This is a genomic window from Rossellomorea sp. LjRoot5, assembly GCF_964253455.1.
Classification (GTDB): Bacteria; Bacillota; Bacilli; order Bacillales; family Bacillaceae_B; genus Rossellomorea.
In genome coordinates this window covers 2,206,888-2,230,334 of sequence record NZ_CAXUQN020000001.1, presented here as the reverse complement: position 1 = coordinate 2,230,334, position 23,447 = coordinate 2,206,888, and the positions used below count along the sequence as shown (strand labels likewise).

Here is a 23,447-nt window from a genome sequence, read left to right as displayed (position 1 = left end):
CATTATCTTTAAATCTCTTCATATATCTCTTGTTTTCTACCTTATATGCTTATTTTTCCTAACCAGAACATGTGTTCTTTTTTGGTTCAACAGCACTTTATCATTGTTTTTCCTGGTGTTTAAAGTTCTCCCTCAGCAGAAACTTTTGAATTTTACCACTTGCATTACGGGGAAGCTCATTCACAAATACATATTCCCGTGGCCGCTTGTAATCTGCCAACAGATCACCATCTTTCAAAAATAAATCAAGGTCCCCTGATGAAAGAGAAGGATTTTTCGATACCACTACTGCTAATACCTGCTCTCCCCATGTTTCATCCGGTTGACCGAGGACGGCGACATCCAATACATCTTCATGAACATGCAGGGCGTCCTCTACCTCACGCGGATAGACGTTCTCCCCTCCTGTAATCACCATATCATCCACCCTGTCAGCCACATACAAATATCCATCTTCATCCATGTAATCTAAGTCACTGGAGTGGTACCAGCCTTTATACAACGCTTGATCTGTCGCTTCTTTCCGTTTAAAGTATTCAAGCATCGTGCATGAGCCCCTGACGATGATCTCCCCGACTTCCCCTGGTTTACACATATCTTCAGGATCAGAAGGACCATTCTCATTGGGTCTTACCACTCGTATTTCATGGTTATAAGCGGCACGACCGGCGGAACCCGCCTTCGTTAACTGTTCATCCTGAAGCAGGAACGTAACCGCTGGCCCCATCTCCGTCTGACCATACGCCTGGATCAGGTCGATATTCATCGTTTCCTGTAGTGCCCTGACAAGAACGGGTGCCATTGGGGCAGCCCCGTAGAGACCAACCCGGAGTGATGAAGTATCATACTCACCCACCCCATACTGGAGAAGCATATTCCACATGGTAGGTGCCGCAAAAAGGTTGGTGACTTTCTCACGTTGTATCACATTCAATACCGTCTGAGGCTCGAACTGATGAACGATGATATTTTTCGCTCCCGCTTGCACCCGTGGAAGGAAACAGCAATGAAGCTCGGCACAATGGAACATGGGCGCTGTCACAAGTCCGATATCATTTGGTGTAAGCCCCATAACCGATGTACAGATCAAGCTCTGCTCCGCCATATCTCGGTGTCTGTGGAGTACCCCCTTTGGTCTGCCGGTGGTCCCGCTCGTGTACATGATGGCATAAATGTCCGTTTCTTCTACTGAAAAATCAGCAAGTGCCGTGGAACAAGGACTCACTACCTGATTATAGCTTTGTGCAAATTCTGGCGTTTTGTCGCCCACATACCAAAAAAGGGTCTGAGGAAAGTTCTTGGATATCCCTTCAATTGGTTGGGAAAGAGCTTCTTCAAACAGTACGACCTTAGGTTCTGCATCTTCTAAAATAAAGTGGATTTCTTTTCCTTTGAGACGGAAGTTTATCGGATTGATCACGGCACCGATTTTCCCGCATGCAAAATAGACATTGGCCAACTCCAATGTATTCAATAGATACGTAGAAACCCGGTCCCCTTTCCTCACGCCTGCTTTCAATAGGGCATTGGCCACACGATGGACTTCATCCTGCCACTCTCCAAAGGTTAACCGTTTACCAGTCTTCTCTTCTACAATGGCCTCCTTATTACGGAATTTCATTACCGTTTGGTCAAAAATTGATCCAGTGGTTGCGTACATTTTTTTCCTCCTTATAAGTGAGATCTTCCATTCTGCCACATTCCCTATCCATATTGTTCGTGACGGGAGTCCGTTTCCCCTCCTTACTATCAGATAATTCAGAAATATACCATCAAGAAAAAACCGTCATCTCTAAATGGAATAGAAATGACGGTTGTATATATATCATGATGCTTTTTGCTCGCTCACGATAACATTCAACTTACGTTTAGATAACACATTAAAAAAGATATTCAGCCCAATCGCGGTTAAACTGCCTGCAACAATTCCATTATCCGTCAAGATGCGGACGCTTGTTGGCATTTGAGCAAACAATTCAGGGACAGCCGTTACACCAAGTCCCATTCCTACAGAACATGCGATGATCAATAAATTCTCTTGTGAAGCAAAATTCACGTGACTCAGCATTTTAATGCCGTACGCCACCACCATACCGAACATGGCGACCATCGCACCTCCCAATACGGAAGCGGGAATCACCGTGGTGAGAGCACCGATTTTCGGGACCAAACCAAGGATCACAAGGAAAGCACCAGTTGCATATATCACATTATTTCGCTTCACACCTGAAAGCTGAACCAATCCGACGTTCTGGGAATACGCCGTATACGGAAATGCGTTGAATAATCCACCGAGGACAATGGCCAATCCTTCTGCACGATACCCTCTTGCTAAATCTTCTTCTGAAATCTTTTTATCAGTGATATCGCCAAGGGCGAAATAGACACCTGTTGACTCTACAAGGCTGACAATGGCAACAAGAATCATCGTAAGGATGGCTGTTATTTCAAAGGTCGGCATCCCGAAGTACAATGGTTTAGCCATATGAAACCACGAAGCATCACCAACCGCACTGAAATCGACTTTTCCAAGAACGAAAGCGACAGCCGTTCCTGCCATCAGTCCGAGTAAAATGGACACTGAACGGATAAAACCTGTAAAGAATTTATATAAGAATAATATGAATAACAACGTTCCAAACGCCAAAGCCAGGTTTTCCATTGATCCAAAATCGGCACTTCCCTGACCGCCTGCCATATTGTTCATGGCAACAGGGATCAGTGTGATTCCAATGATCGTAACGACAGAACCCGTCACGACAGGCGGGAAGAAGCGAACAAGCTTCCCAAAATATTTACTGATTGCAATGACGAATAAACCTGAAACGAGAATCGATCCGTAGATGGCCGAAATCCCATACTGACCTCCAATCGCGATCATGGGTCCGACTGCTGTGAACGTACATCCAAGTACAACGGGTAGTCCGATCCCGAAGAATCGATTACTCCACACTTGCAGCAGGGTTGCGATTCCACACATGAAGATATCGATGGAAACAAGGTACGTGAGCTGTTCTCCCGAAAGTCCAAGGGCCCCTCCGACGATCAAGGGGACAATGACCGCTCCCGCATACATGGCAAGAACATGCTGGATACCCAGTGAAGCCAGTTTAAGAGGCAGGTTCTTCATGATACAGTCGCCTCCTCTTGCTTAAATTGTACTTCTCCATTTTCAAGGGACTCGATTTCAGCTAAAGATTCTACTCTATAGCCCGTATCTCGAACGATTTTCCCGCCATTTTGAAATGATTTTTCAATGACAATTCCGATTCCGGCGACACCCGCTTCAGCTTGTTTCACTAAGTCGATCAAACCCAATGCTGCCTGCCCATTTGCCAGGAAATCATCGATCAATAAGACTCGATCATTTTTTTGTATGTACTCCCGTGAGATTGAAATGGTATTTCCTTCTTGCTTGGTGAATGAATACACCTTTGATGTAATCACTCCTTCTGTAAGCGTCAACGATTTCTTTTTTCGTGCAAAGACTAGTGGGACATTCATATGAAGGGCAGCCATCACACCTGGCGCGATCCCTGATGATTCAATGGTCAGTATCTTTGTGATTCCTTCCCCTTTGAAACGATGTCCAAATTCTTTCCCTATTTGCATCATCAGTGCCGGATCAATTTGATGATTAAGGAATGAATCGACCTTCAATACCGTTTCTGAAAGGACGACACCCTCCGCTTTGATCTTCTGTTTTAATAAATTCATGAATGAACCGCTCCTTTACCTGTAGTAGATACTAAAAAACCCAAAGGATATTGTGCTCACATCAGAGTGAGACAATGACCTTTGGGTTAGGCAAAGAACGTCCATAAAGACGCACCATTCATTGCTCACCCATAGTCGGACCATTTACGGTAATCCGGTAGAAACTCGCGGGCCATATCCCCGCTATTATATGAGTGAAAAATAAATATGAATTTGATATTGGTTAGTATACCGGCAACTCAGCCTTTTGTAAAGACTCACTTCCTAACATTTATACAAATTCAAAGCTAAATGTTCGTGAAATAAGAAACATTATCTAATTATCACCCATTACAAAGGTAAATAGGACCAGAAAATATCTCATTGATAAAATAGATAAAAAGTCATATCTTCAATAGTCAGAACTATAATCATCAAGCTTATAAGAAATTTCTTCTAACAGCTTTCTTTTCTCCCTCTCAGATAAATCCGATGCTTTGACTTCTTTTCTCTTAGAAGAAATGATTGCAAGCTTCTCGATAAAAGAATCATCAAACGGTTGAGACAGTTGATTCGTAAGCTTCTTTGCCAAGAATGGACTTGCTCCACCAGTAGAAACAGCGATTGTCAGCTTTCCTTTTTGCTTAAAGGAGACCATCTGCATATTTCCGCAATCCCCATCGTCCACAACACATAATAGCTGGTTTTCCTCCGAATACTTTTTCACCTTTTCGTTCACCCATCGTTTGTTTGTGGCAGCGATGACGATGAATGCTTTACTTACATCATCCGGCAACACTTCTCTCTTGATCCATACTATTTTCTTCTCTTCATGTAATACTCTGATCTCATCGACCACCTCAGGGCTGATGATTGTAATTCTTGCTCCCTGCTCAAGAAATACAGAGAGCTTACGACGTGCCACTTTTCCTCCACCTATAATCATTACTTGCTTATCCTTCACATCAATCATGATCGGCAGCATAGGCTTCTCCTTTGACCCACAGTGATTCATTTACCCGGTCCAGGAATGCCTGCTCCACAAGAGGGTCATACCCTAAATAGTTCGCCAGGAGGATATGTTTATTATTCGTTCTGCGGATTTCTTTCTCGATCCCTTTCATCAACAAGCCGGTGAATAGGAGATAAGGCAGGAAGACGACGTTTCCCTCTGTATTTTTCAAGGATTCCAGAGTCTCTGTAAAGCTCGGTGAGGCTGCCGTTAAATAGCATGTTCTTACCTCGCTAATCGCTGTTTTTCTGTGGACAAGCTCAGCTAGAGCACCGAGGTCCCTCTTGACATCTGGATCCGAACTCCCCCTTCCGATTAAAATGGCGATTGTAGAAGAATGAAGTGGGGCGTCCTCCTCCATCTTATTGATGACACTTTCGACCATCCGATCGTGTACGCCGATTGGACGTCCGTATTTCACCTTAATATGAGGGTATAACCCCCTGCACTTGTGAATTTCATCAGGAATATCCTTCTTGGCATGGACCGCCGTCAGAAGGAGGAGTGGTACGACAGTCAGGTGAGTGGCCCCTCTGTCCACGCAGGAACGGAATCCTTCTTCAATGGAAGGGCTGGCAAGTTCAAGGAAGCTTATTTCCTGAATATCCGCCTCGACATGTTCCTGACATCGCTTGATGAATTCAACAGCTTCTTCACGGGCTTTCACCAAACGACTGCCATGGCACACATACAATACTGCACGTTTCATCTATAAAGCCTCGCTCATGATCATGTTCTTTTCAAACCATTGAATCTTCTCGCGATATCGTACCACTTCACCTACGATGATCATGCTTGGATTTTCAATTTTCTCGTTCTTAACAATATCGATGATCGTCTCCAGCGTCCCTGTGACGGTTTTTTGCACTTCTGTCGTTCCCCAATGAATAAGGGCCACTGGTGTATCTTTGCATTTGCCATATTGGATAAGCTTTTGTTTTATATAAGGGAGGTTGCTGACCCCCATATAGATGGCCAGGGTATCGATTCCTTTCGATAAGCTTTCCCATTTTTCATCTTCGAGTTGATTGTTTTGCTTATGTCCTGTTACAAAGGCAACGCTTGAACTTGCATCCCTGTGCGTGACCGGGATTCCGGCGTAGGCGGCTGCCGCGATTCCTGATGTGATACCCGGAATGATTTCAAAAGGAATCCCTTTTTTCGCGCATGCTTCCGCTTCTTCACCTCCTCTTCCGAATACAAAGGGATCTCCCCCTTTTAATCTGACCACCACTTTCCCGCTTGCCGCGTATCTAACAAGAAAATGATTGATCGTATCTTGTTTCATCGTATGATAGTTTGGCAGTTTTCCACAGTAGATCAAATCTGCCCCTTTCTTCGCGTGTGTGAGAAGTTCCTTGTTCACCAGGCGGTCATAAAGAATGACGTCTGCTTTTTGGATGGATTTCAGCGCTTTTACCGTGATCAGTTCCGGATCTCCAGGTCCCGCTCCGACTAAATATACCTTTCCCATTGTTTCCCTCCTCAGGATGTAATGATGGTTTCCTGTTCGTGCAGGACAAATCCTGCACCATTTCCCCGGATTCTCTTTTTTTCATAAAGGGAGATATCCCGGACATCCGGCTTTTTCAAGAAATACTTCTCAAGTTCGATCTCAACCAGGTCAAAAGCTTTCTCATCCGTATCAGCTGCCACTACGACAATCGTGACAAAATCACGGGCAGTGACTTCAAATCGATATAAATTCATCTATCATTACCTCCTTATGCTTCCAGCAGCAGTTGATCCAGCGATTCCTGGAGGGGAGCGGTACCGACACGGTTGATATAGTCAAAGAACGTTTCTCCCTGTTCCTTTGTTTGTTTGAAATGAATCAAGAGTTGCTTGACGACCTCGGACAGATTGGAAGCTTCCACTTTCCCCTTTAGCTTTTCATTCAATTTCCCGCCATCCTGAAGGGTACCCCCAACATAGATTTCAAAGGCTTCGATCATTATTTTATCTTTCGTCCTCATTTTGATTCCCTGGAGACCGATGTCTGCAATTTGTCGCTGACCGCATGAATTCGGGCATCCGACCATATGGATTCTGACCGGGACGTCCAACGTCAATTCCTGGTCCAATTCATTTGCAATCAGTCTCATCCGCTCCTTTGTCTCCACTAAAGCAAGATTGCAATATTCGATTCCTGTGCATGATACAGAGTACCCGATGAAAGATAACGGACTCGTCGAAATCCGGTCAAAGATCTTTTCGTTAAGCAAAGCATCTACATGCTCATCGGGTATATTCGGAATGATGAGATTCTGAGAGTTACAGTTTCTGAGTTCTCCATTTCCATATTTCTTGGATATTCTCGCGAGTTCATATACTTCATCGGAATTCAGTCTGCCTACAGGAACATTCAGTCCCACATAATTCAGGCCTTCCTGTTTCTGGGGATGGACCCCGTAGAAATATCCTGCATTCCAGCTTTGTACTGCATTGACTCCTGCCGATGGAAGCTCCACATATTCCAGCAGCTTTTCTTTGAACTTCTCAGGTCCCCAGTCGGCCATGAGGAATTTCAAGCGGGCTAAATGTCGTTTCTCCCGATAACCGAAGTCACGGAAAATGGTCGTAAGGGCAATCGTTACGTCTTTCACTTGATGTGGGAGAACGAATACATCCAATTCTTGTGCCAGAAGAGGTCTTGAAGACAATCCACCCCCGACCTTCAGGTGAAACCCGTTCTCCTCTTTCCCGTCTATCTCCTTTTTCGCCGGGAGGAACGATACACAGTTGATTTCCGCATTGGCTGCATTATTGAGATTGGCAGAGATCGCGACTTTATACTTTCTCGGTAAATTTGAAAAGTCTTCGTTATGCTGGAAAAAGTCATAGACTTCTTTCACAACGGCTCTTGTATCAAAGAGTTCATCCGGGTCGATACCTGCCAGAGGGTTTCCGACGATGTTACGTGTAATATCCCCACATGCCCCTGCAGAAGACAATCCGACTTTTTCCAGACGTTTGAAGATATCAGGGATTTGTTCAATCTTCAACCAGTGGAACTGGATGGCCTGTCGGGTCGTGATGTCATAGACGTCCCTGCCGTATTCTTTACAAATGGCAGCGAGCTCCCTCGCCTGATCATAGCTTAGTATGCCTGATGGGACATTCACCCTCATCATGAAATATCCGTCTTCCTTAGGTCTTTGCAGGTAAAGACCCGCCCATTTGAACTTATCCCACTCTTCTTTCGGGATGGAGGAGAAACCATTCTGGGCATAATAGGGTATATCTTTGAAAATGGCCAATCCATCCTTCTCAAGCTTCCATTTTTCCGTTTTATTGAGTTTCTCATTTGACTCCCATGATTTTGTATACGCCATGATTTTCTCTCCTTAAATAAGTTGTTTTTGTTTTAAAATAAGCAGTAAAGACTCGACACATCCTTCTATGGATTGTTTCTCTGTATTGAGAATGATCTCCGGATTTTCCGGTTGTTCGTATGGTGCACTGATTCCCGTGAATTGAGTGATTTCTTGATTACGGGCTTTTTTATACAGGCCTTTGGGATCGCGCTTTTCACATTCCTCTAAAGAACATTGGACGAACACTTCCAGAAATTCTTCCGGTCTGACTAATTTACGCACGAGATCCCGGTCTTCCCTGTAGGGCGAAATAAAAGCAGTGAGAACGATTTGACCGCTATCGATAAAAAGTTTAGAAACTTCTCCGATCCGTCTGATATTTTCTTTGCGATCATCTTCATTGAAGCCCAGATCATTATTCAATCCGTGACGGATATTGTCCCCATCAAGGACATACACCTGCTTCCCCTGTTGAAAAAGGGAAGTAGCCACTGCATTGGCTAAAGTGGATTTACCTGCTGCAGATAATCCCGTGAACCAGAGGATGAAACTTTGATGACCATTTTGCTTCCGCCTCTCCCGTTTCGTTACTGAGGTATCATGCCAAACGATGTTTTGATTGTGTTCACTCAATCTATGCGCCTCCTCATGACGATGGTTTGGATTCTTGTTTCAGACCATTGATCAATACTTCAATCACTTCCGGTCGACTGAAGGTGGATGGAGGGACTTCACCCTTACGAAGCATCCCCCTGACTTTTGTTCCGGAAAGAATGACATGCTGTTCTTTTTCATGTGGGCAGGTCTTGGTGGTCGCCATCCCTTCGCACCTTTTACAATAAAAGCTATGCTCGAAGCGGAGAGGGATGATCCCTATTTCTTCTTCGCTGAACTGATCAAAGATCTTCTGGGCATCATAGGTCCCGTAATAATCACCAACGCCTGCATGATCACGGCCGACGATGAAATGAGTACAGCCATAGTTTTTTCGTACTAACGCATGGAAGATGGCTTCCCTTGGCCCCGCATATCTCATGGCTGCGGGAAAGACCCCCAGAAATACTCGGTCTTTAGGGTAATAGTTCTTTAATAAAACATCATAGCTTTTCATTCGGATTTCAGCTGAAATATCATCTGCTTTCGTTTCACCGACCAATGGATTCAAAAAGAGGGCATCTACCGTTTCAAGTGCCGTCTTCTGAATATATTCATGTGCCCGATGGACCGGGTTTCTGGTCTGGAAACCAACGATTGTCTTCCAGCCTCTATTCTTGAATCTTGTTCGCGTTTCACTTGGATCAAACGTAAATTCATTGAATGCTTTTGGGATTCTTTTAAGGAGGGTAATCCTGCCCCCCACATACACCTCTCCCCGCTGGAATAATTTTTTCACGCCGGGATGGTCCGTATCGGTCGTTCCATAAACGAGGAGGGCCTCTTTTTGTTTATCAGGTTCATATATATCCTCTACATCAATGAGGCCATATGTTTCTGCTTTGTATACGAGCCTGCCCGTTACCCCAACTTTCAAGGATTCTGCCCTTTCTTTCTCAACTGGCAGGGTGATGGGAATGCTCCAAACACATCCATTCTTCAACCGCAATGATTCAACTACATTCTGATAATCCTTCTCTGACAAAAATCCATCTATTGGACTATATGCTCCTATGGCAATGAGCTCCAAATCACTTAAAGCGATATCATCCAATTGGATTTCTTGTTGAATATTTTCATATCCTGTTTGTGGTAGATGTGATTGAACCAATTTTCCTCCGTGTGGCAGTAAACTCATTTAATAAAATCCTCCTTAACATATAGTTTTAATCGGAATTAAAATTATATTCCTCCTCCATCCTCGTGGACAGACCTTCTTTCTTCATTAATGACCCGCATAAGGGACAAGGCTCCCACTGTCGAAATGATGACACTTATAGGGACGACAATCGAATACAGATCGCTGTCGATCAAGAGTTTTACCAAAAAGTATGAAATACTGAGTGAAATAAGGGGTGAAACGACCCAGATTTTAACGATTTTTTTGACTATTTTTTTTTGCAGCATGTGCTTCCCGTTTTTTGACAACCCGAGTCCGATGATGGAAGAAGATGTAACCTGTGTGAGAGGGATTGGCAACCCATACAGGGAGCTTACCATCACAAGCAGGGCTCCAGTGGAGGAGATGAGAATTCCTTCTGCTTTGGAATACTGGGTTATTTTCTTCCCGTTTGTTTCAACGACTCTTTTCCCTAGTAACACGGCACCCAGCGCTACAAATAAACCCCCCAGCCAAATCCCCCGTAAAGGTGTGAGCAAGCCTGCACCGACCAATGGGCCGACAGCGTTTGCTACGTTATTCATCCCCGCCGAGAAAGCTTCAAAGAACCCGGCGATGATCAACAGATATGCCAGCCACCTTTTCTCAAAGTGGTATCCCCGCTTTTCCAATCGTACTAATCCCAAGCCGAAAACCCACGTAACACAGAAGGCAATCACCGGGACAATGACCCAGAATGACATGATGGTGACCAGTGACTTCACGTAAAGAACCTGATAGGCCACCCCGACTCCTACTACCGCTCCTACCGTTACTTCACTCGTTGATAGGGGGATCCCGATTACATTGGCCAAAAATAATGTAATCGTCGCAGACAACAAAATGATGATGACGATTTTGATTGACAATAGATGTGGGGGTATGATTCCGGAACTGATCGTTTTAACTACTTCTCCACCACCGAGTACCGCTCCACAGAGGACACCTGCTGCACAAATCCATAATGCTGCCCTGATGTTGTTTATCGCTCCCGCACCATAGGCAACCCCCATAGATGCCGCCGCTCCACTGGCACCGATGTTCATGGCGAAAAACAGGCTAATAAGAAGGGCCGTCAGCTCAAACAAAGATCGTCACCAGCTTTAATGAAGGCCGCATTCCGTTTTCCCTTTTCCTTTCCATCTTCCGGAGCGGAGATCATTGATATCAATGGCTGGTGTCGTGCAGTGAAAACAGCCTATACTCGGATATCCCTGGTCGTGAAGGGGATTATAAGTAAGATTATGCTTATGGACATACCGCCATATTTCTTTCCAGGTCCAGTGGATCAATGGACAAATCTTAACCGACTGAAATTTATCATCCTTATTAATGAACTCATTGTGACTCCTTGTAGGCGATTGCTCCCTTCTTAACCCAGATATCCACGCATTCCCTTTGGATAAGGATTCCTTTAAAGGGTCAAGCTTTCGAATTTGACAGCATTGATTTGGATTTTTCTCCCAAAGCCTATCCCCATATGCTTCTGCCTGCTCCTTCAGTGTCAGTTCTGGCATTTTCATATGAATGGTCAGACCCGGATAGGCTTCCTTCACCTTTTCAATGGTTTCATAGGTTTCTTTAAAATGGACACCCGTATCCAGGAAGACGATGGCTGCCTGCGGGTGTACTTTGGAAATGAGATCGATCAGCACAATGCCTTCAATTCCGAAACTGCAGGCATAAACGACCGTTTCACCATACTGCTCATATGTCCATTTCAAGACATTCAAGGCTCCTTTGTAGACTGGATCGACTTCAAAATTCACGGCTGGTTGTTTCCAAGTCTGATAGGTTAGCATGATACACCCCTTTCTTTTCCAATAAAAAAGAGGCGATAACAAGATAAAGGAAGTACCTTAATCTCTGTTATGCGCCTCTAGGTTGTCTAGTCAGCTTATTTAATTCGGACTTTCTCATTTTTCTCTAATTGAATGACTTTTCCATCCTGTACGATAATCGTGATCGAACCAAAACTCATGGTTTCAAGCATGGACTGGATCTTCTCTGCTACCAAGTCAAACTGTACTTGCTGATTCTTCTCTTCTTTCACATGATACCCCCAATTTTCATCTTATCCAGATCAAAAAAACAACTTCCCATTTTGGAAAGTTGTTCAGGTAAGGTTACCTTATCTTCCAAAATGACTTCACATTTTGCTGGAATTAGCACCTTACAATACGTAGGTTGCTGGGCTTCGCAGGGCCAGATCCCTCCACCACTCTGGATAAGAGTTATTCATTTTAATATTCTAAATAATATCACAATTACGGAAGAAGTCAACCCGAGTTTTTCGATCGGATTTATATTTTTTGGCTTATTTTATTAAACGATCATTCTATACATGTTTATTCGATTGGGGGTAGATCTACGACAATTTTTCATAAAGCATTACGTAACTATTCATGGACCCTAAAAACCACCTTACCCTCAATTACTTTCTTCCCGGCTTGATTTGTGGCTAAAACCTTAAAATGAAGGAGGTTACCCTGATTGTCCACTAATTCTGCCCGTAAAGTAACCACATCTTGTAACATGACCATCTCTCTAAAACGTACCGAGTAATCCTGGATAAAGCCTTCCTCATAGTATGGGCTGAAAAGTTTGGACACATTGCCCATTGTCCACATTCCATGAGCGATGATTCCTGGAAGACCCAGCTTTGAGGCTTCATCATCGATGGTGTGTATTGGATTATAGTCTCCGGAAGCACCTGCGTATTTGATCAGGTCCAACCTCACAACCGGAGCCAATTCAACCGGGGGAAGTGTATCACCTACTCCGAATGATTGTAGTGTTGTCATTTACTCAACCTCTTTCTGACTTCTTCTGTAATAATGACAATCGCCTGGGAAGTGAAGATTCTTTCCCCACGGGAATCTTCCCCGACGTCTTCGATGACAAGGAAACCCAGTTTTCCCCCGGTACCTTCCCGTTCATAATAGTCTTTTACTACCGTGAAACATTGAATCCTTTCTCCTACCATCAAAGGTCTTTCATAATGAAAGGATTGTTCACCGTGAATCAACCCAACATTCGGTAAATGAAAGCCTTCGATCGAACCATAGTCGAACACTCTCGGGAAGGTGGGAGGGGCAATGTTCCCCCTGTAAGAGGAAAATTTCCCCGTATCTTCATCCACAAAAAGGGGATGGGGATCGCCAATGGCTTCTGCAAATTTCCGAACCGCTCCTCTTTCCACTGTATTTCTGGTGGGAGTAGACCTCTTTCCGATATAGGATTCAAACATATTCTTCACCCCTTTCTCCTTTATTCAGGCTTTCGGCCCTCCTGCAACGTAGAGAACCTGCCCATTGACGAATGAAGATTTTTCGTCTGCAAAAAAAGCGACTGCATTTGCAATATCTTCAGGAAGCCCGCTTCTTCCAACAGGGATTCCCTGGAGACTCGCTTCGACCAATTGCTCGAAAGTTATTCCGATCCGTTTCGCCGTTTCTTTCGTCATGTCGGTTTCGATAAAACCCGGTGCCACAGCATTTGTTGTGATTCCGAATGGACCAAGTTCTATAGCAAGGGTTTTCGTCAATCCTTGAAGACCTGCTTTAGCCGTTGCGTAGTTCGCCTGTCCACGATTTCCCAGTGCGGAGGTGGATGAGATATTGATGATGCGTCCATACCTTTGTTTGACCATGTATTGTTGAGCTGCCTTCACTACATTGAATGAACCCTTCAAATGCACATCCATGACCGTCTGCCAATCAGGCTCGGTCATTTTAAATAACAGATTATCCCTGATGACCCCTGCATTATTCACTACAATGTCGAGGGAGCCAAAGGATTCATATACTTCCTTCATCACATTTTCAATTTCCTGGGATTCTACGACATTTGCCACTTTTGTATACAATTCATATTGTTTAAACACCTCACTTGCTTCATTCAAAGCATCTTCATTCACATCGATGATGGCCACCTTGGCCCCTTCTTCAGCCAGTAATCCTGCAATCGCCCTGCCGATCCCTCTGCTTCCACCTGTAACCAAAGCCACTTTTCCTCTGAATCGCTCTCCCATTTCGTCTGCCTCCTTTATTTGATTAAACAAATTGCCCAAGTTTCACATGACCTTTTAATAAATTCCTTGAAATAATCAGTTTTTGGATTTCATCGGTTCCATCATAAATCCGCCATAACCTTGCCTCCCGGTACCATCGTTCGATCGGCAGCTCTCTTGTATAACCCATCCCACCATGGATCTGGAGGACGCGATCAACGACCCGATTACCCATATTGGACCCATAGAGCTTGGCCATCGACGCAACGTGACGATTGTCCTCTCCTTGATCGAGTGTGAATGCTGCATTTAACACAAGCCAGCGGGCCGCTTCAATCTCCACGGCAGAATCCGCAATCTGCCATTGAATCGCCTGCCGGTCCGCGATAGGCTTTCCAAAGGTTTCCCTTTCCTTCGAATAGTCGATGGCCATTTGAAGAAGGCGTTCGGCTGCTCCGACCGCCTGGGCCCCTACGATCCAGCGTGCGAAGCCGATCCATTCCAGGCCGAGATCGTAGCCGCCATCGATTTCACCAAGGATATTCTCTTCGGGAACCCTTACATCATCAAAAATCAAACTCGCTGGTCCCCATTCGCCCATCGTATGAATATATTCGGATTTCCAGCCCATGCTTCGATCAGCGATGAAGCAGGTGACTCCTTCCCGACCGGTCCGGCGATGTTTTTCTTTATCCGTAACGGCCATGACCATGACAAAATCTGCTTCATTACCACCTGTAATGAACGTTTTCTCACCATTTAAAATCCATTCGTTTCCGTCTTTCACGGCTGTGGTCTGGATATTACGGGTATCAGATCCCGCTCCGGGTTCCGTCATGGCAAAACACGATTTCTTTTCTCCATTAATAGTGGGGATCAAATAATTTTTCTTCTGTTCCTCGTTGGCGTAATAAAGTATGTTATCGGCATATCCACCAAAAGAGAATGGAACAAAGGTCTTGGAGATTTCCATATAGACGATGGCCATCATCATTTGACCGAGATCCGCTCCTCCGTATTCCTCCGGAGTATTGATGCCCCAGAATCCGGCATCCTTAGCCTTCATTTGCAGCTCTTCCTTTTTTTTCGGAGAAAGACTGGGCTTTCCTTCCCTTTCATTTCGCAGCACTTCATTTTCTAAAGGAATCAATTCTTTCTCTACAAATCGTCGAATGGTTTTCTGGATCATCCTTTGTTCATCTGATAAGCGTAAGTTCATCTTTCTTCCCCCTTATTTATGAATATATGGATGCAGGATCTTTTCTTATTCCAAACCCGAAAAATGGACTGGAGAGGCACGCACACTCCGCTTACTTCCCTGAAAATGATGGAATTCTTTTTTCTTTGAACGCTGAAACTCCTTCGAAATGATCTTCCGTTGAGATCATCAGGGTTTGAGTGATTCGTTCCTGTTCAAGCATTTCATCCAGAGAAGTGGTGAATGAACGATCAATCATTTTCTTCATCATTCCGTAGGCTTTGCTTGGACCCGCAGCTAATGTAGCAGCCAGCTCATTTGCTTTTTCTTCGAGACTATCAGCAGGCACCAGTCTATTAATCACCCCTAACTCATACATCCTCCGGGCTGTCACAGGTTCTCCCGTAAAAAAGAACTCTTTTGCAAGATGAGGACCGATCAACCGTGGGAGAAAATAAGAACCCCCTCCATCAGAAATGAGTCCTACTTTGGAAAAGCTCAGTGCAAATTGACTGGTTTCGGATGCAATGATTAAATCACACGCCAGTGCTAAATTAAATCCGGCACCTGCCGCGAAACCATGGACGGAGGCAATGACCGGCTTTTCTATTTCCTTGATGGCTTTGATACATGAATTCAGTATTCCGATATGTTCATAGACTTGGGCAGACGTCGCACTTCCCATCGTTTTCACGTCGCCACCGGCAGAGAACGACCTTCCGGCACCTCGGATCACGATTGCTCTGATCTCCTGATTCCCTTCAGCCTCTTCTATCGCTTCAATCAATCCCGTGAGCATGTTCTCATCAAATGAGTTTAAGCTGTCAGGTCGATTCAAGGTTACATTCAACACCCGGTCATTCTTTTCGACTAATAGCGATTGCATCCTATTCATCCCCTTATATTTTTTCCCTGAAATCAAATGCTGCCTGATTACCCAGGGTAATTAATGTCTCGGCAAACCGATCGAAACCGGAAAAACGGACATCATTTGTTTGACCCATCTTAAAACGGTAATAAATTTGCTGCACAATAACCGCGAGCTTAAAGTAGGCAAAAGACAAATAGAAATGAATGTGGTTCACGTCCCTGCCGCTTTTATTGGCATATTCTTCGATGAACTCTCTTCTGCTGTAAAAACCGTCCATGATGGTCACTGGAGGCTTCCCGAGACCGTATTTTAACAATTCAGGATCATCATGCTGGATCCAATACCCCATTGCGACACCCAAATCTGCCAGGGGGTCTCCGACGGTCGCCATCTCCCAATCGAATAATCCCACCATGGATGTCAGGTCTTTAGAAAACATACTATTGTTTAATTTAAAGTCATAATGAATGATCGTGGACTCGGCATTTTCCGGAACATTTTTGATCAGCCACTGTGTCAGATGTTCTACATCAAGGATCTCACTTGTCTTGGCACGTTCATAGCGATTGATCCACCCGTGAACCTGTCTCTCCATAAAGTGTTCGGGTCTACTGATTTCGTGAAGTGATGTTTTGGTATGATCAATGGAATGAAGCTCAACCAATCTTGAAATCATTTCTTCCGAGATTCTCTTGCATACATCAGGTGTCACATCCAGATGCGGGGGAAATGATGTATCAAATACTTGCCCCCTTTTTCGTTCCATGATGAAGAATGGGCTTCCGACTATCCCTTCATCTTCAGAGAATACATGGGGTTTTGGTGTAACGTCGAATAAAGGGTGGATCTCTGACAGGATCCTGAATTCCCTTTTCATATCATGTGCCTTCGGTGCGACGGGCCCTAAAGGCGGGCGCCTCAAAACCCCTTCCCATTTCCCCATTGAAAGCAGATACGTTAGATTTGAGTGACCTGCAGAAAACTGTTTAATGATCAACTCTTCTTGCTCTAGAGCAGGAAAATGCTCAACGAGGAAGTCTTGTAATTTGCTTTCATTTAATTCTTCTCCTTTTCGGACTGAAACCGTTTCATATTCCATCCGTTCCGTCATGTTACCCCTCCTATATTTAAGAATATTCAGTTTTCTCGGAACGGAAATGAGTGTTTAGCTGGGCTTTTAACAGATCAGGGATTGCTTTACTCAGTTGTTCCTGAAAGTCAAAATACACAATGACCGCGTTTCCTCTTGCGATCAGTTGATGAGTCTCGGCACACAGAATATCATGCTCTAACTGAAAACTTTTTGATCCAATCCTGGAAATATAGGAGGTGATCACGAGTTCTTGATTGAAATAACCCTGTGAGACGAAATCACATTTGGTGGAAGCTAGAATAAACCGCCAATCCTTCACGTCCATATCGAATCCGATTGTTTGAAAGAATTTAATTCGTGCTTCCTCTAAATAGACAAAGTAAGTGGTATTATTAATATGCCCCAGTGCATCTGTTTCGCAGAATCTACTTCTTACGGTGATAGAATCCATTTATCCTCCTTCTTTCGTTATAAATACTAACCAGTCGGTATGTTAGGGAGAGAGGAAATGCTGAAGCCGCTTCCTCTCTATTCAGTTTGAATCCCATTCAAGACCATATCGACAAACGTACCTGCTATTTCTTTATCCGTCTTCGCCCCGCCAGGCTTATACCATTGATAGCTCCAGTTCATCATGCCGAGTATACCGAAGGCTACAACGGAAACGTCAAAGTCGTTTCGGAAATCACCAGAATTTCTTCCTTCTTTCAAGAGCTTTTCAATATTATAGCGATACATATCCCGTTTAGGTTCGATTTGGTCCACGCTTTCATGGCTTAAGTGTCTCATCTCCCGGAAAAACACTTTGGCACTCGCTCCCTGTTCTTTGATGTCCACGATGGAAAGATGAATGATGTCAAAAAGTTTCTCACGGAAAGATTTACTGTCATCTTCGAGTATTCTTTCCTGCTTGGACAATAAGCCATCTATATATCTCATATGAATTTCCTTTAATAACTCTTCTTTACTGGAAAAATAGTAGTAGAATGTTCCTTTTGTCACCCCGATCGATTCGACGATATCCTGAATGGATGTGACGGTAAAGCCTTTTTGATCAAATAACCGTACTGCTTGCTCTGTCATTTTTTCTTTCATATGAAGTCCCCTCAATCTGCAAATATCACCTGAATTATATCACATTTTCCCGGAGGGCCCTTCTTAATATCTTCCCTACACTCGTCTTTGGAAGTTCATCCCGGAATTCGAAGATTCTTGGGACTTTGAATGAAGACATATTCTCCTGACAGAACCTGATCAATTCTTGTTCTGACACCTTTTCCCCAGCCTTTAACACGACCACAGCTTTCACGGTTTCTCCCCGATATGAGTCAGGGACCCCGATCACGACCGCTTCCTGCACGCCGGGATGTTCATAGATGACTTCTTCCACTTCCCGGGGATACACGTTATATCCTGAAGCAATGATCATATCCTTCTTTCGATCCACGATTGATACATACCCTTCATCATCCATCCTGGCAATGTCTCCTGTGTATAGCCATCCATCACGAAGGGCATTAGCGGTTTCTTCAGGTAAATTCCAGTACCCCTTCATGACTTGGGGACCTTTGATGATCAGCTCTCCAATGTCTCCAGGAGGCACTTCCTTCATGCCCGTCGCTAAATCCACTACCTTATAATCCGTGGACGGGAGGCCGATTCCTACAGTTCCAGGCTTTCTTTCTGCGAAGGCAGGGTTGCAATGGGTCGTCGGCGAGGCTTCGGACAAACCATACCCTTCCAATATCTTTGCCCCTGTTTTCTTCTCGAACTGGTTTAATAGCTCAACAGGCATGGGGGCGCTACCGCTGTTACAAAGCTTGATCGAATGAATCCCATACTCTTCAGCAGAGGGATGATTCGTAATCGCCACATACATGGTCGGCACTCCAGGGAATAATGTGGGTTTCTCCCTCTTAATGGTTGATAATACTTCTGAGAGCTCAAACCGTGGCAGCAGGATCATTTCATTTGCAGAATAGATGGAAAGATTCATGCATGAATTCATTCCGAATACATGAAAGAAAGGAATCACACTCAGACTTCTTTCTTCCCCTGTTTGAATGCTTTCTTTAAAAAATCGCTGACTTTGCATGACATTTGAAAGAATATTGCTATGTGTGAGCATCACACCCTTAGACACGCCGGTTGTTCCACCTGTGTATTGAAGGACCGCAACATCTTCCGGCTCTATTTTAATGGAAGTAACCCCACCGTCCCCAAGCTTCAAAAATTCATCAAACGTGTAATCAGTCGCATGGTCCTCCCCTTGGAAGCTGACGACAATGATTGTTTTCACTTTTGTTTCCTTTTGAATGGATTGAATCATGGGATAAAAGCGGTCCAATACAATGATCGTCTCCGCCCCGGAGTCATTTAGTAAATGAATGAGTTCCCTTTCAACAGACATTGGATTCACCTGCGTAACAATCCCGCCAGTCGTAAGGATCCCATAATAAGAAATGACATATTGTGGACAGTTAGGGAGCATGATGGCCACCCGGTCACCTTTCTTCGTTCCTATTTGCTGGAGGGACGAGGAAAACAATGTGACGGCACCTTGAAGGTCACGATACGTCATGCGCTTTTGATAGAAACTTATACAAGGATGCCCAGGGTACTTGGAAGCAGTTTGTTGAAGCATATGGGGTATTGAGAAATCAATTGCTGGAATATCAGTGTCGAACGATTCAGGATAATGAACGTGCCAGGATTTAGTTGTCACAAAATCATTCCTTCCGTTTTAATTATTCAGATGCCGCTGAATGATCTATTCCTATCTCTCTACCGGAGAGGTTTTTTGATATTTTTTCAGTTCTAATTTCGCGAGTTGCGCACGATGTACTTCATCAGGCCCGTCGGCAAGACGTAATGTCCGGGCATTCGCCCATTGTGCAGCCATTGAATGATCCCCTGATACCCCGGCAGCCCCAAATGCCTGAATCGCCCTGTCTATGACACGTAATGCCATGGAAGGCGCCACTACCTTGATCATCGCGATTTCCTGTTTGGCCAATTTATTCCCTACTGTATCCATCATGTAAGCGGCTTTCATGGTCAGAAGGCGTGCCTGTTCGATTTCAATTCGTGAATCTGCGATCCATTCCATGACGACCCCCTGACTTGAAAGTGTCCTACCAAATGCTTCCCTGTTTTGAACGCGCTTACATAATTCTTCAAGCGCTCTTTCCGCTGCACCGATCAAACGCATGCAATGATGGATCCTGCCTGGACCTAATCGCCCTTGTGCAATGGCAAACCCTTTCCCTTCCGCCCAGATCATATTTTCAAGGGGCACCCGGACATCGGTAAAAGTGATTTCCCCATGTCCATGGGGAGCGTGATCGTATCCAAAGACAGGAAGCATCCGCTCGATTTTCACACCCACCGCATCCAATGGTACGATGATCATGGATTGCTGTTCATGGCGACTTGCATCAGGGTCTGTTTTCCCCATTAAGATGGAGAAGCTGCACCTTGGATCACCAGCGCCGGAAGACCACCATTTCCTGGCATTGACAACGTATTCATTCCCGTCCCGAACGATACTTGCCTTGATATTTGTAGCATCGGATGAGGCGACTTCCGGCTCTGTCATCGAGAAACAGGAGCGGATCTCACCATTCAGGAGGGGGATCAGGTATCGCTCCTTTTGGGCAGGGGTTCCATAACGCTCCAACACTTCCATATTCCCGGTATCCGGTGCGTTGCAGTTGAATACTTCCGGTCCGATCAAAGACCTGCCCATGATTTCGCAAAGCGGTGCATATTCCACATTACTTAATCCCGCCCCATATTCACTTTCTGGTAGAAATAAGTTCCATAACCCTTGTTTCCTTGCTTCGGTTTTTAATTCTTCCATGATGGGCGGGACTGAACTCCATCGGGTGTCTTGCCTGTTTAATTGCTGTTCATAAAGGGATTCATTCGGGTATACGAACTCTTCCATGAAGCGGGAGAGTTTATTTTGATATTCTTGTACTTTTGGAGAATAGGAGAACTCCATGACATCCATCCTTCCTTATTAAAAATAATCTGGTTACATCGCTGATGAGCCGCCATCCACCACAAGGACCGAACCTGTTACAAAATCAGAGGCACGGGAAGCAAGGAAAAGAGCCGCTCCTTTTAAATCGTATTCGCTTCCGAATCGATTTAACGGCGTACCTTCTAAAATGGCTTCCCCGGCATGGGAGAGGATCCCCTTTGACATTTTTGTCGGAAAGAAGCCTGGTGCGATCGCGTTAACATGGACTCCGCGAGAGCCCCATTTCACGGCAAGATCCTTGGTGAAATTGATGACTGCTGCTTTACTTGTACTATAGCCGATGGCATCCATATACCTTGGGTCCGTTCCTTGAAGACCCGCTACAGACGCGATGTTGATGATTTTCCCTGCCTGTTGTTCTAACATTAGCTTTCCTACAGCCTGTGACATAATGAAGGTCCCATTCACATTTACGTTGATGACTTTATGCCATGCCTCAAGTGGCATTTCTTCTGCAGGTGCCCCCCACGAAGCTCCGCTGTTATTCACCAGAATATCAATGCGGCCAAACGCTTTTTTGGTTTCATCCACAACCCTAACGACGTCTTCCGGATTGGTGACATCACATTGAAAGGAAAGAGCTTGAACACCCAAATCCTCTAAATCCTTTTTGACTTCATCACATGCTTCTAAATTTCTTGAGCAGACGACAATATTTGCTCCTGCTTCAGCAAAACCGGTAGCAATCTGTTCCCCAAGTCCCCTGCCTCCACCAGTCACCAGTGCCACCTTACCAGATAAATCAAACAAGTCCTTTACATGCATATTCCTGCCTCCTTATGTCATACAGTCATTCACACACCAAAGATACTAACCGGTCGGTATGTTACTTCTATAGTAATTAATATAGTCTGAATTTTCAATCATAAACTCTTGAAAAGATAAAGTTATCCATTTGAAAAACCGGCTCATTGGAGTATGAGCCGGCCTGACATTTAAGCTTCAGCTTCAATCATTTCTTTATTATAGGTCTCCGTGTCCAGTTCTCCCGTTACCTTACTCGTAATGATACCCGATGTCATCGCTCCACTCACATTAACGGCTGTCCGCCCCATGTCGATTAAAGGTTCGATCGAAATCAATAGACCCGCTAGCGCAATAGGTAGATCCATGGCAGATAGGACGAGGATAGCAGCAAATGTAGCACCGCCACCAACTCCGGCGACACCGAAGGAACTGATGGCAACTACAGCAATAAGTGTAAAGATAAATGAAGGGGTTAATGGGTCAATGCCAACCGTCGGAGCAATCATGACGGCAAGCATTGCCGGGTACACACCTGCACATCCATTTTGCCCGATGGATAATCCGAAAGATCCAGAGAAGTTGGCAATCCCTTCTGATACACCCAGTTTATTTTTCTGAGTTTGAATGTTAAGTGGTAAAGTTCCTGCACTGGACCTTGACGTAAAGGCAAACACCAATACAGGCAGCACTTTCTTCACGTACGTAATCGGATTGAGTCCCGTAAGAGTCAACAAGATCAAATGGATCAAGAACATGATAATCAATGCAATATAGGAGGCTCCTACAAATTCACCAAGTTTCATGATGGCATCGAAATCACTGAGTGCCACTGTTTTCGCCATGATGGCTAACACACCGAATGGCGTCAGCCTTAACACCAGGGTCACGATTCTCATCACGACCGCATAGATTGAATCCACGATTTTTTTGAAGAATTCAGCCGTACCTGGTTCCTTTCGCTGTACCCCTAAATAGGCGATTCCGATGAAGGCTGCAAAGATCACGACAGCAATTGTCGACGTGGCTCTTTCACCGGTCAAATCAAGGAAAGGATTTTGGGGTAAGAGCTCCAGGATCTTTTGAGGGTAGCTTTGACCTTCCAATGCCGCTGCCCTTTCCTCTAACTGGACACCCCTGGCCGCTTCGGCATTTCCTTGATCGATTTGGATGGCTTCCAAATCAAATGCTGCGGTTGTTGCAATTCCGACTGCAGCCGCAACCGCAGTGGTTCCAACGAGCAAACCGATGATCAATACAGAAATCTTTCCAAGGTTAGAAGATCGTTTCAATTTTGTAAAAGCTGAAAGGATTGACACAAACACGAGTGGCATGACAATCATTTGCAGAAGCTTTATATAGCCTGTTCCGACAATATTGAACCATTCAATCGATTGGGTGACATTTTCATCCCCCGCCTCATACACCCACTGTAAACCGAGACCGAAAACAATTCCCAGTCCGAGCGCGGCAAACACCCGTTTTGAAAATGAAACATTTTTTCTTTGCATATGAAGTAGTACACCAATGAGAACAAGAAACACCAAAATGTTCAATAAAACAAACCAGACATTCATTCAAAACCCTCCCTCTTATCGTTGATGATGAAACAAGTTAGAACGGGGTCTACTGTATAGTATGAT

Annotated in this window: 25 protein-coding genes and 2 riboswitches; all 25 genes read right to left on the bottom strand. The window is 44.6% G+C overall.

Annotated elements, in window-relative coordinates; translation table 11 throughout:
• Nucleotides 1-100: 100 nt before the first annotated feature.
• Nucleotides 101-1,660, bottom strand: a complete 1,560-nt coding sequence (locus ACSQ2E_RS11485) for a long-chain-fatty-acid--CoA ligase (RefSeq protein ID WP_435990655.1) — start codon at nt 1,658-1,660, stop codon at nt 101-103.
• 165 nt (nt 1,661-1,825) lie between these two features.
• Nucleotides 1,826-3,130 carry a nucleobase:cation symporter-2 family protein gene (locus tag ACSQ2E_RS11480; RefSeq protein ID WP_435990654.1) on the bottom strand — a complete coding sequence of 435 codons (1,305 nt, stop codon included), beginning with the start codon at nt 3,128-3,130 and terminating at the stop codon, nt 1,826-1,828.
• The gene (locus ACSQ2E_RS11475; RefSeq protein WP_435990653.1) at nt 3,127-3,717 is read right to left on the bottom strand and encodes a xanthine phosphoribosyltransferase; all 591 of its coding nucleotides are present in this window, start codon (nt 3,715-3,717) and stop codon (nt 3,127-3,129) included. The genes ACSQ2E_RS11480 and ACSQ2E_RS11475 overlap by 4 nt, the downstream gene beginning before the upstream one ends.
• 112 nt (nt 3,718-3,829) lie before the next feature.
• Nucleotides 3,830-3,931, bottom strand: a riboswitch (purine riboswitch).
• Between the two features lie 177 nt (nt 3,932-4,108).
• Entirely contained in the window at nt 4,109-4,681 is a 573-nt protein-coding gene (locus ACSQ2E_RS11470) for a precorrin-2 dehydrogenase/sirohydrochlorin ferrochelatase family protein (protein ID WP_435990652.1), read from the bottom strand.
• Nucleotides 4,662-5,417: a sirohydrochlorin chelatase gene (locus ACSQ2E_RS11465; protein WP_435990651.1), complete on the bottom strand. Its 756-nt coding sequence runs from the start codon at nt 5,415-5,417 to the stop codon at nt 4,662-4,664. The genes ACSQ2E_RS11470 and ACSQ2E_RS11465 overlap by 20 nt, the downstream gene beginning before the upstream one ends.
• A complete protein-coding gene (gene cobA, locus ACSQ2E_RS11460) occupies nt 5,418-6,182 on the bottom strand; it encodes a uroporphyrinogen-III C-methyltransferase (RefSeq protein ID WP_435990650.1) in 765 nt (254 codons plus the stop codon).
• 11 nt (nt 6,183-6,193) lie between these two features.
• A complete protein-coding gene (locus tag ACSQ2E_RS11455) occupies nt 6,194-6,418 on the bottom strand; it encodes a DUF3906 family protein (RefSeq protein WP_435990649.1) in 225 nt (74 codons plus the stop codon).
• A gap of 14 nt (nt 6,419-6,432) precedes the next feature.
• Entirely contained in the window at nt 6,433-8,043 is a 1,611-nt protein-coding gene (locus ACSQ2E_RS11450; RefSeq protein ID WP_435990648.1) for a nitrite/sulfite reductase, read from the bottom strand.
• 12 nt (nt 8,044-8,055) lie between these two features.
• Nucleotides 8,056-8,658, bottom strand: a complete 603-nt coding sequence (gene cysC / locus ACSQ2E_RS11445) for an adenylyl-sulfate kinase (protein WP_435990647.1) — start codon at nt 8,656-8,658, stop codon at nt 8,056-8,058.
• Between the two features lie 13 nt (nt 8,659-8,671).
• Entirely contained in the window at nt 8,672-9,817 is a 1,146-nt protein-coding gene (sat, locus tag ACSQ2E_RS11440) for a sulfate adenylyltransferase (RefSeq protein WP_435990646.1), read from the bottom strand.
• Nucleotides 9,818-9,861: 44 nt separating this feature from the next.
• The gene (locus tag ACSQ2E_RS11435) at nt 9,862-10,884 is read right to left on the bottom strand and encodes an anion permease (RefSeq protein ID WP_435994505.1); all 1,023 of its coding nucleotides are present in this window, start codon (nt 10,882-10,884) and stop codon (nt 9,862-9,864) included.
• A gap of 57 nt (nt 10,885-10,941) precedes the next feature.
• A complete protein-coding gene (locus ACSQ2E_RS11430; RefSeq protein ID WP_435990645.1) occupies nt 10,942-11,640 on the bottom strand; it encodes a phosphoadenylyl-sulfate reductase in 699 nt (232 codons plus the stop codon).
• A gap of 95 nt (nt 11,641-11,735) precedes the next feature.
• Nucleotides 11,736-11,891, bottom strand: a complete 156-nt coding sequence (locus ACSQ2E_RS11425; protein ID WP_435990644.1) for a YezD family protein — start codon at nt 11,889-11,891, stop codon at nt 11,736-11,738.
• Between the two features lie 75 nt (nt 11,892-11,966).
• A riboswitch (SAM riboswitch) is annotated at nt 11,967-12,072 on the bottom strand.
• A 165-nt stretch (nt 12,073-12,237) separates the two neighbouring features.
• On the bottom strand, nt 12,238-12,642 hold the full coding sequence (locus ACSQ2E_RS11420; RefSeq protein ID WP_435990643.1) for a MaoC/PaaZ C-terminal domain-containing protein: 405 nt from the start codon (nt 12,640-12,642) through the stop codon (nt 12,238-12,240).
• Nucleotides 12,639-13,088: a MaoC family dehydratase N-terminal domain-containing protein gene (locus ACSQ2E_RS11415; RefSeq protein ID WP_435994503.1), complete on the bottom strand. Its 450-nt coding sequence runs from the start codon at nt 13,086-13,088 to the stop codon at nt 12,639-12,641. The genes ACSQ2E_RS11420 and ACSQ2E_RS11415 overlap by 4 nt, the downstream gene beginning before the upstream one ends.
• A gap of 24 nt (nt 13,089-13,112) precedes the next feature.
• Nucleotides 13,113-13,871 carry a 3-oxoacyl-ACP reductase FabG gene (fabG, locus tag ACSQ2E_RS11410; protein ID WP_435990642.1) on the bottom strand — a complete coding sequence of 253 codons (759 nt, stop codon included), beginning with the start codon at nt 13,869-13,871 and terminating at the stop codon, nt 13,113-13,115.
• 22 nt (nt 13,872-13,893) lie between these two features.
• Nucleotides 13,894-15,069: an acyl-CoA dehydrogenase family protein gene (locus tag ACSQ2E_RS11405; protein WP_435990641.1), complete on the bottom strand. Its 1,176-nt coding sequence runs from the start codon at nt 15,067-15,069 to the stop codon at nt 13,894-13,896.
• Between the two features lie 91 nt (nt 15,070-15,160).
• The gene (locus ACSQ2E_RS11400; RefSeq protein ID WP_435990640.1) at nt 15,161-15,934 is read right to left on the bottom strand and encodes an enoyl-CoA hydratase/isomerase family protein; all 774 of its coding nucleotides are present in this window, start codon (nt 15,932-15,934) and stop codon (nt 15,161-15,163) included.
• Nucleotides 15,935-15,947: 13 nt separating this feature from the next.
• Nucleotides 15,948-17,030: a phosphotransferase family protein gene (locus ACSQ2E_RS11395; RefSeq protein WP_435990639.1), complete on the bottom strand. Its 1,083-nt coding sequence runs from the start codon at nt 17,028-17,030 to the stop codon at nt 15,948-15,950.
• 16 nt (nt 17,031-17,046) lie between these two features.
• Nucleotides 17,047-17,463: an acyl-CoA thioesterase gene (locus tag ACSQ2E_RS11390; protein WP_435990638.1), complete on the bottom strand. Its 417-nt coding sequence runs from the start codon at nt 17,461-17,463 to the stop codon at nt 17,047-17,049.
• A gap of 77 nt (nt 17,464-17,540) precedes the next feature.
• Entirely contained in the window at nt 17,541-18,107 is a 567-nt protein-coding gene (locus tag ACSQ2E_RS11385) for a TetR/AcrR family transcriptional regulator (protein WP_098440301.1), read from the bottom strand.
• Between the two features lie 34 nt (nt 18,108-18,141).
• A complete protein-coding gene (locus ACSQ2E_RS11380; RefSeq protein WP_435990637.1) occupies nt 18,142-19,737 on the bottom strand; it encodes a long-chain-fatty-acid--CoA ligase in 1,596 nt (531 codons plus the stop codon).
• A gap of 51 nt (nt 19,738-19,788) precedes the next feature.
• Nucleotides 19,789-21,018, bottom strand: a complete 1,230-nt coding sequence (locus ACSQ2E_RS11375; protein ID WP_435990636.1) for an acyl-CoA dehydrogenase family protein — start codon at nt 21,016-21,018, stop codon at nt 19,789-19,791.
• A gap of 33 nt (nt 21,019-21,051) precedes the next feature.
• A complete protein-coding gene (locus ACSQ2E_RS11370; protein WP_435990635.1) occupies nt 21,052-21,825 on the bottom strand; it encodes an SDR family oxidoreductase in 774 nt (257 codons plus the stop codon).
• A 170-nt stretch (nt 21,826-21,995) separates the two neighbouring features.
• The gene (locus ACSQ2E_RS11365) at nt 21,996-23,381 is read right to left on the bottom strand and encodes an L-cystine transporter (RefSeq protein ID WP_435990634.1); all 1,386 of its coding nucleotides are present in this window, start codon (nt 23,379-23,381) and stop codon (nt 21,996-21,998) included.
• Nucleotides 23,382-23,447: the final 66 nt, after the last annotated feature.